This is a genomic window from Rhodococcus sp. 06-235-1A (genome assembly GCF_002258785.1).
Taxonomy (GTDB): domain Bacteria; phylum Actinomycetota; class Actinomycetes; order Mycobacteriales; family Mycobacteriaceae; genus Rhodococcoides.
This window is the reverse complement of sequence record NZ_NOYI01000033.1, coordinates 58,894-76,352: the sequence shown is the minus strand read 5'-3', so window position 1 is coordinate 76,352 and position 17,459 is coordinate 58,894. Positions and strand designations below refer to the sequence as shown.

General features: G+C 64.4%; 18 protein-coding genes. 3 read left to right on the top strand and 15 right to left on the bottom strand.

Annotated features, from left to right (window positions below):
* Window positions 1-8 precede the first annotated feature (8 nt).
* From CH275_RS27345 to CH275_RS27305, 9 genes are all read right to left on the bottom strand, one after another.
* Complete coding sequence (locus tag CH275_RS27345; protein WP_094681286.1) at window positions 9-1,043, bottom strand: LacI family DNA-binding transcriptional regulator; 1,035 nt, start codon at window positions 1,041-1,043, stop codon at window positions 9-11.
* A 51-nt stretch (window positions 1,044-1,094) separates the two neighbouring features.
* Complete coding sequence (locus CH275_RS27340; RefSeq protein WP_094681285.1) at window positions 1,095-1,745, bottom strand: nucleoside/nucleotide kinase family protein; 651 nt, start codon at window positions 1,743-1,745, stop codon at window positions 1,095-1,097.
* Window positions 1,746-1,765: 20 nt separating this feature from the next.
* Complete coding sequence (locus CH275_RS27335) at window positions 1,766-2,674, bottom strand: PfkB family carbohydrate kinase (protein ID WP_094681284.1); 909 nt, start codon at window positions 2,672-2,674, stop codon at window positions 1,766-1,768.
* On the bottom strand, window positions 2,655-3,437 hold the full coding sequence (locus tag CH275_RS27330) for an ATP-binding cassette domain-containing protein (RefSeq protein WP_094681283.1): 783 nt from the start codon (window positions 3,435-3,437) through the stop codon (window positions 2,655-2,657). Before CH275_RS27330 ends, CH275_RS27335 begins: the two co-directional genes overlap by 20 nt.
* Window positions 3,434-4,423, bottom strand: a complete 990-nt coding sequence (locus CH275_RS27325; protein ID WP_094681282.1) for an ABC transporter permease — start codon at window positions 4,421-4,423, stop codon at window positions 3,434-3,436. Before CH275_RS27325 ends, CH275_RS27330 begins: the two co-directional genes overlap by 4 nt.
* Window positions 4,424-4,457: 34 nt before the next feature.
* Complete coding sequence (locus CH275_RS27320) at window positions 4,458-5,456, bottom strand: substrate-binding domain-containing protein (protein ID WP_032405682.1); 999 nt, start codon at window positions 5,454-5,456, stop codon at window positions 4,458-4,460.
* 576 nt (window positions 5,457-6,032) lie between these two features.
* Window positions 6,033-7,607, bottom strand: coding sequence for a carboxylesterase/lipase family protein (locus CH275_RS27315; RefSeq protein ID WP_256991242.1), 1,575 nt, complete (start codon window positions 7,605-7,607; stop codon window positions 6,033-6,035).
* 5 nt (window positions 7,608-7,612) lie between these two features.
* Window positions 7,613-8,215, bottom strand: coding sequence for a TetR/AcrR family transcriptional regulator (locus CH275_RS27310; RefSeq protein ID WP_094681280.1), 603 nt, complete (start codon window positions 8,213-8,215; stop codon window positions 7,613-7,615).
* Window positions 8,216-8,343: 128 nt separating this feature from the next.
* A complete protein-coding gene (locus CH275_RS27305; RefSeq protein WP_373453751.1) occupies window positions 8,344-9,330 on the bottom strand; it encodes a YihY/virulence factor BrkB family protein in 987 nt (328 codons plus the stop codon).
* A 140-nt stretch (window positions 9,331-9,470) separates the two neighbouring features.
* Between CH275_RS27305 and CH275_RS27300 the strand changes: the two genes are divergently transcribed.
* Together CH275_RS27300 and CH275_RS27295 are read left to right on the top strand one after the other, a co-directional pair.
* Window positions 9,471-9,641, top strand: coding sequence for a CsbD family protein (locus CH275_RS27300; protein ID WP_027495724.1), 171 nt, complete (start codon window positions 9,471-9,473; stop codon window positions 9,639-9,641).
* 194 nt (window positions 9,642-9,835) lie between these two features.
* Entirely contained in the window at window positions 9,836-10,555 is a 720-nt protein-coding gene (locus CH275_RS27295) for a GAF and ANTAR domain-containing protein (RefSeq protein WP_094681279.1), read from the top strand.
* Between the two features lie 118 nt (window positions 10,556-10,673).
* On the opposite strand, the gene CH275_RS27290 is transcribed toward CH275_RS27295, so the two are convergent.
* The 6 genes from CH275_RS27290 to CH275_RS27265 all read right to left on the bottom strand — a co-directional run bounded on the left by CH275_RS27290 (window position 10,674) and on the right by CH275_RS27265 (window position 16,612).
* Window positions 10,674-11,471 (bottom strand): DNA-formamidopyrimidine glycosylase family protein, encoded by a 798-nt coding sequence (locus tag CH275_RS27290; protein WP_094681278.1) that lies wholly within the window; start codon window positions 11,469-11,471, stop codon window positions 10,674-10,676.
* Window positions 11,472-11,516: 45 nt separating this feature from the next.
* Window positions 11,517-12,533 (bottom strand): zinc-binding dehydrogenase, encoded by a 1,017-nt coding sequence (locus CH275_RS27285; protein ID WP_094681277.1) that lies wholly within the window; start codon window positions 12,531-12,533, stop codon window positions 11,517-11,519.
* A complete protein-coding gene (gene phnE / locus CH275_RS27280; RefSeq protein WP_256991257.1) occupies window positions 12,509-14,032 on the bottom strand; it encodes a phosphonate ABC transporter, permease protein PhnE in 1,524 nt (507 codons plus the stop codon). The genes CH275_RS27285 and phnE overlap by 25 nt, the downstream gene beginning before the upstream one ends.
* A gap of 65 nt (window positions 14,033-14,097) precedes the next feature.
* Window positions 14,098-14,901, bottom strand: a complete 804-nt coding sequence (gene phnC, locus CH275_RS27275; protein WP_094681275.1) for a phosphonate ABC transporter ATP-binding protein — start codon at window positions 14,899-14,901, stop codon at window positions 14,098-14,100.
* Window positions 14,902-14,903: 2 nt separating this feature from the next.
* A complete protein-coding gene (locus CH275_RS27270) occupies window positions 14,904-15,872 on the bottom strand; it encodes a phosphate/phosphite/phosphonate ABC transporter substrate-binding protein (protein ID WP_094681391.1) in 969 nt (322 codons plus the stop codon).
* A 41-nt stretch (window positions 15,873-15,913) separates the two neighbouring features.
* Window positions 15,914-16,612, bottom strand: a complete 699-nt coding sequence (locus CH275_RS27265) for a phosphonatase-like hydrolase (RefSeq protein WP_094681274.1) — start codon at window positions 16,610-16,612, stop codon at window positions 15,914-15,916.
* Window positions 16,613-16,720: 108 nt separating this feature from the next.
* Here CH275_RS27265 and CH275_RS27260 point away from each other — a divergent pair, with 108 nt between their 5' ends.
* Window positions 16,721-17,434: a GntR family transcriptional regulator gene (locus tag CH275_RS27260; protein ID WP_094681273.1), complete on the top strand. Its 714-nt coding sequence runs from the start codon at window positions 16,721-16,723 to the stop codon at window positions 17,432-17,434.
* The last annotated feature ends 25 nt before the right edge of the window (window positions 17,435-17,459 follow it).

Here is a 17,459-nt window from a genome sequence, read left to right as displayed (position 1 = left end):
GAGCTGTCCTATCTTTCGGGTACGGCCGGCATTCCGGCCGAGGTTGCGGCGCAGCCGCAAGAATTGCGGTGGGTGAAAGTGGTCGGTACGCGGATCGATCGAGGCGCGTCCTCGCGTCCCTCGATGCGTCCGAGAACCAGGTCGGCTGCGGTTCGGCCGATCGTCTGCACGTCCTGAGCCGCCGCTGTGAGCCGGGGCTCGAACAGATCCGACCACTCGAAGTCGTCATAGCACACGAAGGCGAGGTCCGAGGGGATCGACAAGCCGAGGCCGCGAACGGCTTTCAGTGATCCGATGGTCATCGAGTTGTTCATCGACACCAGAGCCGACGGCCGGTCCGGGTTCGACATCAGTTCGCGCACCCGGGACTCGGCCACCTCGACGTTGGACTGACCGTCGAGGATCAACCGAGGGTCCAACTCGATCCCTCGATCGGCCAGTGCACGGGCATAACCGTCGAATCGCTCTGTCGTCGAGGAGATTCCCTCGATGCCGCGCACGATGGCGATGCGTCGATGACCGGCATCGAGGAGATGGGCGGTGAGCTCGTACGCCGACGCGTCGTTCTCCGGTCCGACCTGATCGCACGGCACGTCGAGCATTCGGTCGATCAACACCAGAGGCGTTCCGCTGCGGACGATCTCGGGAATCGTCGAGAATTCCGAGCCCGCCGCGGGCGCGAGAATCATCCCGTCGACCTGACGGTCCAGCAGCGAATCCGTGACCCTGCGCTCGGATCGCGGCTCATCGTGTGAGTCGCCCAGAATCAACACGTATCCGGCCTCGGACAGCCGTTGCTCGACGGCGTACACCAGACTGCCGAAATACGGGTTCGTCAACGCGGCGATCGAGAGCCCCACGGTGTGGGTCCGGCCCGCGGCGAGGGATCGCGCGACGACGTTGCGTCGGTAGCCGATCTCGAGTATCGCCGCGTCGACGCGTTCTCGGGTGGCCGGGTTGACCTTGCGGGTCCCGTTGAGTACGTGCGAGACAGTCGATACCGACACTCGTGCGATGCGGGCGACATCGTCCATCGTGGGCATGTCAGTCGGTCCGGCACTGTCGTGGCCGGTGCCGGCGGGTCTGCGGCACCGTCATGTCAGACGCAGGATTCGGTCGGCGCGGAGCGCGGTCGACCCGATGAGTTCTGCGTTGCGTTGATCCGAACCGAGTGCCCAGAACTCCGCGTCCTCGTGCGACTTTCCGTACGCCTCGTGCCTGGCGACCAATCGTTCTTGCCGAACCCTCGTGTGCGGGGCCAGGAACCAGACCTCGTCGATCATCGCCCGCGCGGCAGGCCATGCGTCCGACTCCATGAGCAGGTAGTTGCCTTCGGTTATCACGAGCGGAACGTTCGACGGGACCGGAACGGCCGAGCCGATCGATTCCTCGATCTCGCGCCTGAACTTCGGCGCGTACACCAGGGGGTCCCCGGGTCGCTGGTCGTGGATTGCCGCGACCAGACGCGCGAACCCGTCGTCGTCGAAGGTGTCGTGTGCACCTTTGCGCTCGAGTCGACCCAACTCGATCAACACCTCGTTCGCGAGATGAAATCCGTCCATCGGAACCAACACCGCACGTTCCGGTCCCAGAGCATCGACGAGTTGCTGCGCCACCGTGGACTTTCCGGCACCCGGCGCGCCGGTCAGACCCAGTATGTGTCGCTCGCCTGCCACGGCAAGGCGCCCGGCCAGCTCCACGAGCTCGTCGAGGGTCGCTTCCTGTACATCCTGGTCAATGCTCACCGTTGTCGCTTTCGAGTCCGTCAGTACACAGTTGGGGCAGTGGATAGTTGGCGTAGCCACGCTCTGGGGCCGATCATCGAGCAGCGCAGTGCCGCAACGTGAGCCGACCTGCCGATGCGCTCGGAGAGGGAGCCGGCCTGCGTCGAGTAGTACGCGTACGCGCCGTGGAAGGCATCCCCGGCCCCCACTGTATCGACCACCGTCACCGGCTCGACGTCCACCGATCCCGAGGATCCCTCGGACCACCATTCGACCGGCTCGCCGCCGTGGGTGGTGACGACGGTACGCACACCCGAGCCGACGAGTGCAGCGGCGCTACCGGCGGTGTCCTGAGTATCGGGAACGCGAAAGTCGGCCGAGCACACCATGTCCGTGACATGTGGGATCAGCTCTCGCATCACCGGTTTCCAGCGGCCGGCGTCCACGATCAACGTGGTGACCCGCGCCGCCGCATGTTCCGCGGCGGCGCAGGCGATCAGGGGGTGGTGCCCGTCGACCAGAACGACGTCGGCACCGGCGACGACGGTTGCGAGATCGGCCGGCGGTGTGGCGTCCGAGTTCACGGCGTCCGCCGAGACGACCGATCGGTCGCCGGTCGATTCGATCACCGTCACAGCCGAGAGGGGCACCGACCTGGTGGAGCCCTCGGCCGCGTCGATCACGCGGACGCCGAACGCAGCGAGGTCCGCCTTCACCAGCGCGGCCACCGGGTCGTCACCGAGTGCGGTGACGAGCACGGCCGTCCCGCCGAGCGCGGCAAAGGTGACGGCAGCGTTGGCGGCAGGCCCACCCGACGCGACGAACTGCGCGCTCGAGGTGATCTTCTGGTTCGGTGCCGGCGCTGCCGACACTCGATGGATCACATCGAGTGTCGCCAGCCCGACGAAAACCCCGACCGGAGCGGCTGATTCAGAGCCCGGCGCGTTCATCGTCGGTCGGCTCCTCCGCGCCGGTCATGAGCGCAACGACCTCGGACATGGTGCGGTTCTTCGGATCGACCACGCCCGCACGCTTCCCGAGCCGGTGGATGTGAATACGATCGGCGACCTCGAACACGTGTGGCATGTCGTGACTGATGAGCACTACCGGAATGCCGCGGTCGCGGATGGTTCGGATCAGATCGATCACCATCCCCGACTCCCGCACGCCGAGTGCGGCCGTCGGCTCGTCCATGATGATCACTCCGCGGCCGAACGCTGCTGCGCGGGCAACTGCCACGCCCTGACGTTGACCACCGGAAAGCGTCTCCACCGCCTGATTGACCGACTTGATTCCGATCTTCAGATCCTGCAGATGCTTCGATGACTCCTCCCGCATCCGCGGCATGTCGAGCCTGCGAAAGATACTGCCGCTGATGCCTTTACGCTTGATCTCGCGTCCGAGGTAGACGTTCGACGCGATGTCGAGCGCCGGAATGACGGCCAGGTCCTGATAGACCGTCTCGATGCCGGCCGCCCGTGCGTCGCGCGTGTTCTTGAACGACACCGGCGATCCGTTCATCAGGATCTCACCCGAATCCGGAATGACAGCTCCGGCCAAAGCTTTGATGAGACTGGACTTTCCGGCTCCGTTGTCGCCGATCACCGCCAACACCTCACCGGCCCGCAACTCGAAATCTGCACCGTTGATGGCCGTCACGCTGCCGTAGGTCTTGACCAGACCACGCGCTTCCAGAGCGAGGGGTGCGTTCACTGTGACCTCCTACGTGCGAATTGATCGACGGCCACCGCGACGATGACGAGAATGCCGGTCGCGATGTTCTGGTAGAGGCTGTCGACGCCGGCCTGAGTGAGCCCGTTGCGCAGCACACCGACGATCAGGGTTCCGACGAGAGTCCCGATGACGGTGCCGCGGCCACCGAACAGGCTGGTTCCACCGATGACGACCGCGGTGATCGTTTCGAGGTTGGCGTTCTGATACGCATTCGGGTCGGCGTTGGGGATCCGCCCGAGCGCTGCCCATGCCGCAATCGCCGCAATGACACCGGTGACGATGTACACCGAGAACAGCACACGACCGGACTTGATGCCGGAGCGATCCGAGGCCTGCGGGCTGCCACCGACCGCGTAAATGTGTCTACCCCAGGATGTTTGGGACAGGGCGTACCACATCACGGCATACACCAGCAGCATCACCACCACGCCGTAGGTGGTGGAGAAGCTACCGATCTTGAACGAGGTGCCGAGAAACGTCAGCGGTCCGCTGGGCACCTGATAGGTCTCGGATCCGGCCAGCAGTCTGGTGGCCGCTTGGATCGCCGTGAACGTGCCGAGCGTGACGATGAACGGCGGCAGTCTCAGTACCGTCACCAATCCGCCGTTGATCGCGCCGAACGCAACGCACACGGCGAGCGTCGAACCCAACGCTACGACCGGTCCGTTCGCCCCGGCCGACTGCGCCATCACGATGGTTCCCATCACCGCGACCGCGCCGATCGACAGATCGATACCGGACGTGAGGATGATCAGGGTCTGGCCGACGGCGAGAATGCCGACGACCACAGACTGCTGCAGAATCAGAGAGACGTTCTGCGGGTTGAGGAACGAGCTCGAAATCGAGCTGAACACGATGATGGCAATGACGAGTGCGGCCAGTGGCCCGAGCAGCGGTTCACGCAGGATGGTCCCCACGTTGAACCGGCTCGGTGCCTTGGGAGGCGCAGCGGTATCGGTAGTCACGAATCAGATCCCTGTGTTCGCCGGTAGGTCGCGATCAGCCCCAGCAATTCGCTTCGCCCCACGCGGTGTCCTGGGATTCGATGCCGGCCACCGGCTTGTCGGTGACGAGCTGCGAGCCGGTGTCGTTGAATCCGCTGGGCTTGGTGCCGTCCTGAGCGAACTTCACGACCGCGTCGACGCCCTGCTCGGCCATCTTCGCCGGGAACTGCAGCACCGTTGCGCCGATGATGCCGGACTTGACGTTCGCGATGCCGGTGCAGCTACCGTCGATGGAGCCGATGGTGATCTGATCGGCGCGGCCTGCGGACTGGATTGCCTGGTACGCACCCGCCGCGGCGGGCTCGTTGATCGTGTAGAGCGCGTTGACGCCCGGTGCGCGCTGCAGCAGGTTCTCCATGGCCGTCTGTGCCTTGGTCTGGTCGCCGTTGGTGTTTTCCTGGCCGACGATCTCCGACGAGCTGTCGGTCAGACCCATTCCTTCGAGGAAGCCGTCATGACGGAATGTGTCCACGGTGCCGCCCGCGGTGCCGTCGAGCATGATGACCTGGGGCGCAGTGGTTCCGAGGGTGCCCTTGACCCATTCGCCCTGGCTGACTCCTGCCGCCTTGTTGTCCGTCGCGAACGTGGCGTCCACCGCATCCTCGGGGTCGGTGGCAGTGTCGAGGGCGATGACGACGACGCCGGCGTCACGCGCCTTCTTGATCGCGTCCAACACTCCGGTCGAGGAGTTCGGGGTGATCAGAATTCCCTTCACGCCCTGTCCCACCAGGTTCTCGATGGCTGCGACCTGTCCTTCGTTGTCACCGTCGAACGCACCGGCCAGAGCCACCAACTCGGCACCACTCGAATCTGCCTGCGCCTGTGCGGCCTCGCGCAACTTCACGAAGTACGGATTGGAATCCGTCTTGGTGATGAGCCCGACCTTGACGCTGTCCGAGTCCGAGCTGCTGCATGCGGTCAGGCCGAAGACGAGCGAACCGGCCATGAGCACGGTCCCGATCGTCAGCGCAGACTTCCGACGGTGATTGAACATGTGGACTCCCTTGTCCCCTAGCCACGCGGTCGCGTCGCTCGATTGCAGGAGCCTAAGGCGCATACAAGCGCTTGCGCATGCGCTTTCGCGAAACAAACTCGGAGTATTTTCTAGCCGACCGGCTGACCGGTTCGTGACGGGGGTCACGCGGCTCGGCACTTGGTCCTCGACGCCCCGGTCCTCCCTCGCCGGTCGCCGCCCCAGTTCTCGCTCGCCGGTCCTCCCTCGCCGGTCGCCTCCGCAGTTCTCGCTCCCCGGTCCTCCCTCGCCGGTCGCCTCCGCAGTTCTCGCAAACGCGCGCGCGTTTGCCATCCGCGCGCGAAATAGTGCGCGATCGGCTCGCTAATCCGCGCGCACCTGACGAATGCGCGCGCGTTTGCGGAATCGATCAGCCTCCGCCGCCGCAGCCCTCGCCTCCGCAGTTCTCGCCGCCGCCGCCCGACTCCCCGCCTCCCCAGTTCTCGCAAACGCACGCGCGTTTGCCATCCGCGCGCGAAATAGTGCCCGATCGGCTCGCTAATCCGCGCGCACCTGACGAATGCGCGCGCGTTTGCGGAGTCGACCGGACCACGCCACTCAGCGCGCGAGTGAATTCCAGAAGTCGCAGTGATGCTCGGCATCGGCGTCGATCACCGAGATGTCGCCGGAGGCGAACTGCAGAACGGGGCTGACGTCTGCGGTGGTACGGGGCCATTGCGGTGCATCGGCTGCACTGGGTATTCCGGTGTGGGCGAACGAGGTGAGGTACGCGATCATCGTTCGGGCGAGATCGTGCTGCGCCGGAGTCTTCAGCAGATCGTGACCCGCAATGTCGAAGAAGTACGGCATGTCGGTTGCGTGTGCAGCGTCCTGTGGTACGCCGGATGCGCCGACGCCACTGACATCGGCGGTCCCGGTATCGGCGAACTCGTACGAATACACCGGGGCAGTCGCTGCCAACTCCCGATTGTTTCGATAGGTGGGGCAGGACCAAGCGGCATCGGTGGTCACCGAGGCCCATGCCAACGCCGCAGACGGAAAGTGCTGCAGCGGATACACATCGGCGACGCGGGCGGCATCGGAGCCGAATGCATCGGTAAGGAGGGTGGGGTACGAATCGGCTGTCACCGTGCTCGGATCCGCCAACAGCGCGCCCCCGACGAACGAGTTCTGTTCGGCCCGGTTCCCGCCGGAGAACACCGGAACATTGAGTGCTGCACCGTCTTCGACGGCACGAACCGGATCGGCGGGGAGCATCTCGGTACCGTAGGCGAGGTTGTTGGAGAAGCTCTGTCCCTGTGCCACCAGAGCGTCGGTGGGCAGAGCCCGCAGACACTCGAGGGTATTCGAGCCCGAGCAGCCCAGCTGCTGCGCGACCTCGATTCCGGTCGCCTCACTGTCGGCCAGCGACACGTACGGCCGCTGTTCGGGCACACCCGGGTAGATCGAGTCGGTAGGAAAGTCCAATGCACACGAGCCCGACATGATGGCCGCCTTGTCCACCAACCCCTGCGCCGCAGGCGATGTCAACGCAGCACACGCCGCCATACCACCTGCGGACTCTCCGAACACGGTGACGTTGTCGGGGTCTCCCCCGAATGCTGCGGCATTGTCGTTCACCCACCGCAGGGACTGGATCTGATCGGCGAACCCGAAGTTTCCGGAGCCGCGTAAACCGGGCAGACCGAGATAACCGAGCATGCCCAGTCGGTAGTTCACCGTCACCACGATGACATTGCCCTCCGAAGCGATCCGCTGAGCTTCGTAGGCCGAGCCCGATCCCGACGTGAATCCGCCACCGTGCCACCACACCATCACCGGCAGTGGATCGTTCGACGTCACCAGCGGCGTTGTCACATTCAGGAAGAGACAATCCTCGTCCGTCGTCTGTGCGCCACCGGACTCGGTCGCGCTCTGCGGACACTGCGAACCCGGCGCAGTGGCGTCGACATCACCGTCGGACGTCGGAAGCGGTTGTGGAGGTGACCATCTCAGATTACCGATGGGAGGCTCGGCATACCTGATGCCGAGAAACTGCCGGGTGTTCTCCACGGCAACCCCATGCACGGTAGCTGTGGCCGTGGCGACCTCGAGGGGCGCACTGTCGGATCGATCCGAGGTCGATGCGCACCCGGCAAGTACCAGGAGCACTGCAGCGAGGGCGACCGGCATCGTCCTCATACTTCGTCCGATCGTGTTGCAGCGTCGAATGTTCGACGCAGTTCGTTCGCGAGCGTCGCCGCATCGTCGCCGGCACCTACTCGCCACACTGCCGCGTCGAGAGCGGCGCGAATTGTCATGGCCATGATGCGCGCATCGAAGGATCGGAACTGACCGCTCCGCTGCCCCGCCTCGAGCAGCGTGTGCACTTCGAGCATCTCGGCTCCGTGCTCCGAACGTTCGGTGCGCGTGGGGGCAGTAGCGAAGATGGCCGACAGTGCCTTCATGTGCCGTGGGTAGGCAGCGTAGAACATGACGCTGGCGCTGATGAACTCCAGCAACGCCTCTCGACTCGAACGTGCCGCACGAACGAGAGGACCGACTTCCCGTTCACCGAGCGCGTAGACGAGCTGGACAACACCATCGAGGAGTTCCTCGCGGGTGCCGAAATGGTACGAAATGACGCCGCGGCTGATTCCGGCGCGCTCGGCGATGCGCACGAACGACGCCTTCTCCACCCCCGCTTCCGCGATGACATCGACAGCGCATTCGATCAGCTGTTCGCGACGGGCGTTCTGAATGAACGTGAGTTCTCGGCGGTCTGCCTTGGGCGATGGCATGGACCCAACTTTAGCACCACTGCACAATTTTTCCCAGACATGTCAGAAATTCAGAGGCGTCGCCAGTGTCCACAATTCGCATCCGAACACGGGATACCGCTCGAGAGCACGAATAGTGGACACGCAGGTCACCTACTCGGCGAGCCCTCCCCCGTTACCGAATCCGGCTCGTCGTAGGTGACCGTGATGTCCTGGAATCCCTTGTTGCGCTGCGCTTCTGCCTGTCCGGTGTAGGAGTTCTTGTCCCCTTCGGTGAGTTCGACGTTGTCGGTGAACGGCGTCAACAGCGCCCGGGGATGCAGGTGATCGACTCGTACGGCATTGATTTCGATGCACAACACGATGAGCACCGATGCGACGTACAGGAAGCCGAGCAGACCGAGGACGATCGCGAAGATTCCGTTCGCGGCGCTGGCATTGCCGACGACGTAGCGAATGTAGATTCCTCCGAAGGACTGCAGCGCCTGCCAGATCACGGCGGCGATCGCCGCACCGGGCAGCACCTCGCGAACACTCAGTGCACGTGCGGTTCCGATACGAAATGCCGCTGTGAAGACCACGACGTTGACGATCACCGCACCGATCAGTGCCAACGCACCTCCCGCGAACCCGAACACACCCGAGGACGCGACGCCGTTGAGGACGGTCAACCCGATGATCGCCGTGCCGACGGTGCTCAGGAGCAACAACCCACGCAGGCGTCCCTTGATCGGATCGGGTTGCTCGTTTCGGGGCACCGACCACGCGGTGTTCATTGCGTACTGGGCAGCCAAGGAGACTCCGAGTCCGCCGTACAGCGACCCCACGACGCCGATGACGATGGCGGTGGTTCCGCCGCTGAGGCGATCCGGTTGACCGAGTTGATCACCGATGACAGGAATCTGGCTCATCGCCGAATCGATGATTCGGGTCTGCAATTCGGGGTCGCCTGCCAGCACGATCCCCAGCACGGTGGTGAACAACAGCAGCAGCGGAAACAGCGAGAGGAACGAGTAGTACGCGATCAGAGCGGCGAGGTAGCCGCCTCGGTCGTCGAGAAATTTGTACAGCACCGCCAGCGGGAAACCCGCCGACGGATGACTGCGCTGATAACTGTCCACCTTGGCGACCATCATCGGTCGAATGTATCCACCCCGGGCGCCCCGGAAACGTCGACGGCATGTGTGACCCAGATCTCGACATGCGAACGTGTGCTTTCGCCGACGGGCTCCGACTAAGTCCTCAGTACCAACCAGGCACGAGGAAAGGAACTCACATGAGCTTCATCGACAAGGCCAAGAACGCAGCAGAAGACGCCATCGGCAAGGCCAAGGAAGTTGTGGGCGACGCCACGAACAACAAGGACCTCGAGGCCGAGGGCAAGAAGGATCAGGGTTCGGCAGGCGTGAAGAAGGTCGGCGAGAACATCAAGGACACCTTCAAGTAAGTCGTACTTCAGTGAGGGCCGCCGGTCGGGTGATCGGCGGCCCTCACGCTGTTCGACGAACAACTGATTCGGTGGAAGCGTATAAAATGCACAGCGCTGGCTGTTCGGCCGGTAAGGGCGTCCAGCAAAAGGCGCATGATCGTGGATCTCTCCGGCGGAAGGCGGCAGAGGTCTTGTGCGAGAGGACTCTCTGAATGTCGCAACCATCGACCGGTGTACACCTTCCCGGATCGTCCCCCGCATCATCGCTCGCCGAGTTCGCTCGAACCCTGCGCGATACCCGCCGATCGATGCCCGAGACGATGAGCGAGATTCTGCGCACAGCGATCCAGCTCATCCCTGGTGCAACCGTCGGCTGTGTCACCACGGTGAGCAAGGGCGTGCGTACCGTCGTTGCGACCACCGACCCCCTGGCGGAAAAGCTGTGTCGATTGCAGTACGAACTCGACGAGGGCCCTATTCCCACCGAGGTTCGCCACTTCGACGTCGTCGTCTCGCACGACCTCACGGCAGAACCCAGATGGCCGGAGTTCGCGGTTCTGGCCGTGAAAGAAGGATTCAAGTCCTTGGCGGCGTTTCAGCTCTTCAGCAACGTCGATGACCTCGGTGCATTGATTTTCTACAGCGACGAGCCGGGGGCATTCGACGCCGACGCCGTCGAGATCGGTGAAGCTCTCGCGGCGCATGCCGCCATCGCCATGCTCAGCGCCCGCGACAACGAGCAGTTTCGCGCGGGCTTGGCCAGCCGCGACCTGATCGGTCAGGCCAAGGGGATGATCATGGAGCGCTACGACCTCGATGCAGTCCAAGCGTTCGAGCTGCTCGCGAAGCTGTCGCAGCAACAGAACCAGCCTTTGCGCACGGTGGCTCAGGACCTGATCGACACGGATCACCCGACAAAATCGACCTTCTGACGACGCCCCCAGGTTTCGATTTCCGCTGAGGAGGAAGGCTGTCGGTGGTACCGGCAGGCAACACGCGGTATCCGCGGGCGGTTATGTCGTTGAGCCAACAGCGCTCGACCGCCCGTCGCTAATGCTCGGGTTGGCACCTGGGGCACCACCATGTTCGACGCCGATCGGGGTCACCGGGAACCTCCGCGACCACACGGACGAGCGTCCCACACCGCAGGCACGGTTTGCCCGCTCGTCCGGCGACCCAGTGCGAGCGGCCTTTTCGAGTGTCTCCGGTGGTGACCTGCATCGCTCCCGGCACGGTGGCGGAGTGGCGCATCGCTCGCTCGAGCAGCGCGACCAACTTCTGTGCGTCCACGTCGCGCGATGGAGTCCACGGCCACAGTCCGCGTAAGAAACACAGTTCGTTCGCCCACAGATTGCCGGGCCCAGCAATCACTCTCTGATCCAGCAGGGTCGCGATGATCGGGCGATCCGTCTGGGCGACCACGTTGGCCGCCGCTCTGTCGGCATCGAACGTCGGGTGCAGCGGGTCCGGCCCGAGATGCGCGATGAGTGCGTTCATGTCCCGCGTGTATCCGTAATCGACGACCGGCAGCGCAATTCCGTACGCGGTGGGCCCGTCGACCACGGCCAACTGCACACGAACATCTGGGCGCACACGCTGCGGAATCGACCGACCGGCACGTACCACCGTCCACGAACCGCTCATTCGCAGATGCGTGTGCAGCGTTGTGTCGTCATCGAAATCGGTGAGCAGATGCTTGCCGTGGGTTCGATGCGCGACGACGGTTCGCCCGACCAGATTTTCCACGGCGTGTGCCGGGACGTTCAATCTGCCGGCCCGAAGGACGGCACCGTCCAGGGCTCGCCGCAGCCTTGCGGCCAGCGCGAATACCGTGTCGCCTTCGGGCATGCCTGTGGTGTATCCCTACTTCCGCATACGCAATCCTGCGCTCCCCTACGGCGCAACCGAGGATCGCAGGATGCCCGACGGCGTCGGCCGCAACACCGATGCGAGCTCGGCCAACGGTACCGGTGCCTCGACGAGGGATTCCCACGGATACTTCGCGCCGGTGTCGTGCAGGAAGGCAACGGCCTGATCGAGATGCCGCGGCTCGTAGTTGTGGATACCGGTAATGGTCAGCCAGTTCCGCACGACGGCTTCGGGGTCGACGGTGATCGGCGGACCCGGCGCGACGGATCCGGCGAGCACCAGGCGGCCGCCGATATCCAGTCTTCCCAACGTCGCCTGCACCGCCGACGAGGACCCGGAGAAGTCGATTGCCACGTCCGTCCGTTCGCCGTCGTCCTCTCCGGCTCCGAATGCACGAGATTGTCTCTGCCGCTCCGAGTCTCGATCGACCACCGATACCGATGCGCCTCGCTCCGAGGCAGCCGCTGCGGCGGTGACCCCCAGCATTCCTGCCCCGACGACAAGTACCCGTCGTCCGTCGAGAGCACCCGCCGCGTCGAGAGCGGCCATCACCGTCGCCGTCGCACAGGCGGCGGGTGCGGCGACGGCGTCGGGCATGTTCTCAGGAATACGCGCCACCGCGGTACCGCGAGGAAGCACGATATGTCGGGCGTACGAGCCGCTGAGAACCCATGCCCCTTCGGCAGACTCGTGGCCCACCTTGCGCACGGCCGGACATTTGGCTGTGAAGCCGGACGTGCACCGAGCGCACCGGCCACATGGCACGGTCACCGACCACACGATCCGATCCCCCACCACCGCATGGGATGTGGCGTCGCCGACGGCGACGACGCGACCGACTGCCTCGTGCCCGAGTACCGACGGACACGCTCCGCCCCGCCGACCCGACACCGTGTGCAGATCGCTCCCGCACACCGTCGCCAGATCGACGCGGACCAGCAGGTCACCCGATTCGAGTGCGGGAATCTCGATGTCCCACATGTCGATCCCGCCCCCCGTCCAGACGGCGGCCTGCGTCAGACCAACAGTGATCTGATCCATCCGGAGATCCTTTCCACGATGTACACGACGACGAAGATGACGAGAACGATCGCACCGGCGAAGTCGAAGTTCAGGGTACGAATCGACTCGAAGAGCAGGAAGCCGATACCGCCGGCGCCGACTATCCCGAGGATGGTGGAGGTACGGATGTTCACGTCGAGCAGATACAGACTCGACCCGACCATCGACGGAACTGCCTGAGGAACGACGGCACTGAGTGTTCTGTTCCACCAACCACCGCCGACCGACGCGACGGCCTCGAGGGGACCGGGGTCGATCTCCTCGATCGCGTCGGCGACGAGCTTGCCGAGAAACCCGACGGATCCGATGGCCAGTGCGCAGGTTCCCGCCACCGGACCCAATCCGAGCGCCGCCACGAACACCACGGCGAGAATCAGCTCGGGAACAGCCCGCACCAACAGAATCCAGGACCTGGCACACCAATACACCACGGGATGCGGAGTTGCGTTGCGCGCGGCCAGGACTCCGATGGGTATCGACAGTACGATCCCGATTGCGGTGGCCACGACACCGATGGCGATGGTCTGGACGGCGGCGTCGAGCAAGTCCGATCCCAGGGACGAGAAGTCCGGTGGGACCATTCTTCCGAACACCTCGACCGACGGCCCGATCCACGTCAGCAGCGACCGCGGATCCAGCTCGAGGACCACGAAGGACGACACCACCGCGACGACGAGCACGATCGACGCCCCGATCCGCATCAGTCGATCGCGCTGCGGACCGGCCGCGGACGGAACCAGCAGCATGCGGCGAAGAGCCATGGCCACCAACTCCATTGCCGCGATGATCACCAGTATCACCAGCACGATTCCGAGAGCACGCGGGTAGATCAATCCACGCAGGGCGTCCTGCAGGGCGAAGCCGATACCGCCTGCCCCGACGAAGCCGAGGACCACCGACATGCGTAGGTTGATGTCGATCCGGTAGACGAACGCTCCGATCCATGCTGGAACGACCTGCGGTACAACGGCATTGATCATCTCGCGAAGGTAGCCGGCTCCCGCTGCCCTCAGTGCCTCACGCGGTCCCACGTCGGTCTCCTCGATGGCATCGGCGAACAGCTTGCCGAGCATGCCGATCGAGTGCAGCGCGAGCGCGAGGATGCCGGGCAGCACCCCGATTCCCAGCGCCCTGACGAACAGCACCGCGAACAGCAGGTCCGGCATCGCCCGGCAGAAGGTGATGATCGCACGAGCCGCGTTGTGCAGCAGAGCATGCGGAGATGTGTTCCGCGCGGCGAGAAAGGCCAACGGCACCGAGACGATCGCTGCGAGCACGGTACCCAGCACCGCCATGAGCAACGTCTCGACCGCAAGTGAGACGATCCGGCCGGTGTCGTCGACCCGGGGCGGCAGCATCCGTTCGAGGAGACGGCCGACGTCGTCGAGACCGTCGAGCAACGTGGTCGGCGCGAAGTCGATGTACCCCGCCGAGAGCACCGTGACAACGAGCGCGACAACGCCCAGCGCCGGGAACAACCATCGACGTCGCCGCGGATCATTCTGTACTGCAGCGTTCGTGGGCTTCGGTTCGACGGTGACGGTCACGTCGGTGCCACCGCAGAGATGTTCCCGGCGTCGGGAACTATTCGCTGATAGATCGGCATGATGTCATCGCGCTGGAGACCGGTGGCCGGGCGATCGAGCACCACCCGACCGTCCCGGAGACCCACGAGTCGGTGCGCCCAACCGAGCGCGAGATCGACCTGATGCAGGGTGCACACCACCGTCAGTTTCTCCTCGCTGCACACCCGCTGCAACAGATCCATCACCACCCCTGCATTCTCGGGGTCCAGCGAGGCAACCGGCTCGTCCGCGAGCACGATCCGCGGCCGCTGCATCAGGGTGCGTGCGATCGCCACCCGTTGCTGCTGCCCGCCCGACAGAGTGTCGGCGCGGCGTTCGGCGAAGTCTGCCAATCCGACTCGGTCGAGACAGGCCCGAGCCTCCTCTCGCATCACCTTCGGGTAGGTGAGTGCTCCGTACCGCGGTAGGGACAGCCGACCGATGCCTCCCACGAGTACGTTCTCGAGGCAGCTCAACCGACCGACGAGATTGAAGTGCTGAAAGATGAAGCCGACATCTCGGCGTAGCTCGCGCACCCGGCGACGGTTCGCCAGATCGACCCGAATGTCGAGTGCGGTGACACTGCCCGAGGTGATGGGATGCAGACCGTTGATGCATCGCAGTAGCGTCGACTTGCCGGAGCCCGAAAGCCCTAGCAGCACCAGCATTTCACTGCGGTGCACATCGAGGTTGACGTCTGCAAGCGCGGTGGTCGACCCGAATGTCTTGGTGACGTTACGGACGCTGACGACAACGTCGGCCCTGTCCAAGGAAGTGGACATCGTCAGCCCTTGCACTTCTCGGAGCCGGTGATCTCGCAGACGTTGCGCACACCGTCGTAGTCGCTGTCCTGTGCCGGTACGACGCCCCAGGCATCCTCGTCGGTGATGCGGCATTCTTCGGCGCAGATGCCCTCGGCGACAAAGGCATCCGAGTTCATGCCTTCGCTGAACACGTCCTGAAGCTTCGCGATGGCGTCGGCACCCAGATCGTCGTTGGCGGCGAAGAGCGAACCGGCGATCGTATCGGACTTCCAGACGGTCTTCAGCTCGCCGGGTGCAATCTCGCCGTTGTCGTTCATCGTCCGGTCGACCATGGTGTCGAACGCGAATCCGGCGTCGCAATCGCCCGCCTTCACAGCAAGTACCGATGCATCGTGCCCGCCGGCATAGATCGGGGTCATGGCCGCGGAGATGTCGGCCTCCGAGCCCGATGCGATGACCTTGTCTTCGATCAGTCCCGCTGTCGGATAGAGGAATCCGGAGGTCGAGCTCGGGTCGACGAAGCAGACCTTCTTACCTGCGTAGTCGGCGAGGTCGTCGACCGACGCGTTGTCCGAGCGGGCGATTCCGTAGGACTGATAACCGGGCTTGCCACCCTCGTCCTGGACGACGGCACCGAGCGGCGTCATCTCGGCGCCGTTGATTCCGGCGACGACGTAGGCGAAGGGCCCGAAGAATGCGATGTCGACGTTGCCTGCGATGAGGCCCTCGACCACACCGGCGTAATCGGAGGCCTGGATGAACTCGACCTTCGCACCGGTCTCCTTCTCCAACCGTGTGATCACCGGATCGTAGCTGGCCTTCAGGTCGGTCGAGTTCTCGGCGGGAATCGCAGCGAGGGTGATGGTTTCGGGGAATCCCTGGTCGGTGGTGGCTCCGTCGGAGGAGCCCCCGCAACCGGAGGCGACCAGAGCCGCTGCGGAGAGCACGGCCGCGGCGGCTACGGCACGACGGCGAGAGGTGGTGATCATGGCAATGATGTCCGTTCGGTGAGGTGGGGTCGAGTGGGTGTTCACGGCAGAACGATGGGGGGAAGATCGGCGACGCTGTCGAGCACGTGGGTCGCGCCCGCCCCGCGCAGAAGGTCCTCGGAGTGAGCTCCGCTGAGCACACCGATGAGTACGGATGCGCCGGCGCGGCGACCGGACAGGATGTCACTCGAGGTGTCACCGACGACCGCGACGGCAGCGATGTCACTGACCTCCGCGCGCAACGCAGCAGAGAGGACGAGATCCGGGTGTGGACGGCCACGACCGGCATCGCCGGGCGCGAGGAAGGCGTCGGGCAGGTCCTGCCAGCCGAGCGTGTCGATGATGCGCTTCTGTGTCGGTGCCGAGAACCCTGTTGTCAGGACGACGCTGATCCCGGATTCGCGAAGCGTTGTGATGGCCTGGGCTGCACCCGGAACGGGCGCGATGCCGTCGTCGATGCGGGCGTCGTAGGCAGACTCGAATTCCCGATTGGCGGCCTGGGCGCGATCCTCGGATCCGAACAATGCCCGGAACACCTCGATCTTTGACTGCCCCATGGTGTCGAGTACGTAGCGTCGGGCGTCGTCGCGTTCGGGTCCGTCGTTCGCGAGGCCGACGGCCGTCGCTGCGGCGTCGAATGCATCCAGCACGAGGCCGTCGTCGGTGACGGTTGTTCCTGCCATGTCGAGGACGACGAGTTCGATGTCGATGCTGGTGTTCGAGGTGGTGGAGTTCGGCATGGGGAAGAGACTGCCGTTTGGTATAGACCATTGCGTGGAACTCGGGTGAACGAATCGTGAACGTCGCGCAACAATTAGGTCTAGACCAATTGATGCTATGGTCGGCTCATGGTTGTCGACACCGAACCCCGGGTTCTCAAGCACCAGATCGTGCGCAGAAGTCTCGACGCGATGCTCGACGGGATGTCCGCAGGGGACGCCTTTCCGTCCGAGCGTGATCTCGCCGATCGATACGACGTGTCACGTGAGACACTGCGCCAGGCCATCCGAGAACTGTTGGTAGCCGGTCGAATCGAACGACGAGGTCGAGCAACGGTGGTCGCCGAACCCAAGGTCGTACTGCCGCTCGCCATCGGCTCGTACACCGAGGCAGCGCGCGAGAAGGGCATGAGCGCAACCCGAATCCTGGTGGGTTGGGATACGTTCCGAGCCGACGACGCCTTGGCGGATCTACTCGGAATCGACAGCGGTGCGGACGTGGTACAGCTCGAGCGTGTCTTCACCACCGGAGACGTACGCGTGGGCCTGGAAACGACTCGCATTCCCGCGTACCGAATTCCGGGGCTGCAGGACAGCTTCGATCACCGGACGTCGCTGTATGCCGAATTGCGAACGCGCGGAGTGGTCTTCGGACGAGTCGTCGACACCATCGAGACCGTCCTTCCCGACGCCCGAGAAGCCGCGCTCCTCACCGTCGACACCCGCACACCGATGTTTCTGCTCGGCCGTGTCTCCTACGACACCGACGGGGTTCCCATCGAGCACCGACGTTCGCTCTATCGCGGAGACCGCATGACCTTCACCGCCGTCATGGATGCCTGACATGACCACAGAAGAAAGACTCCCC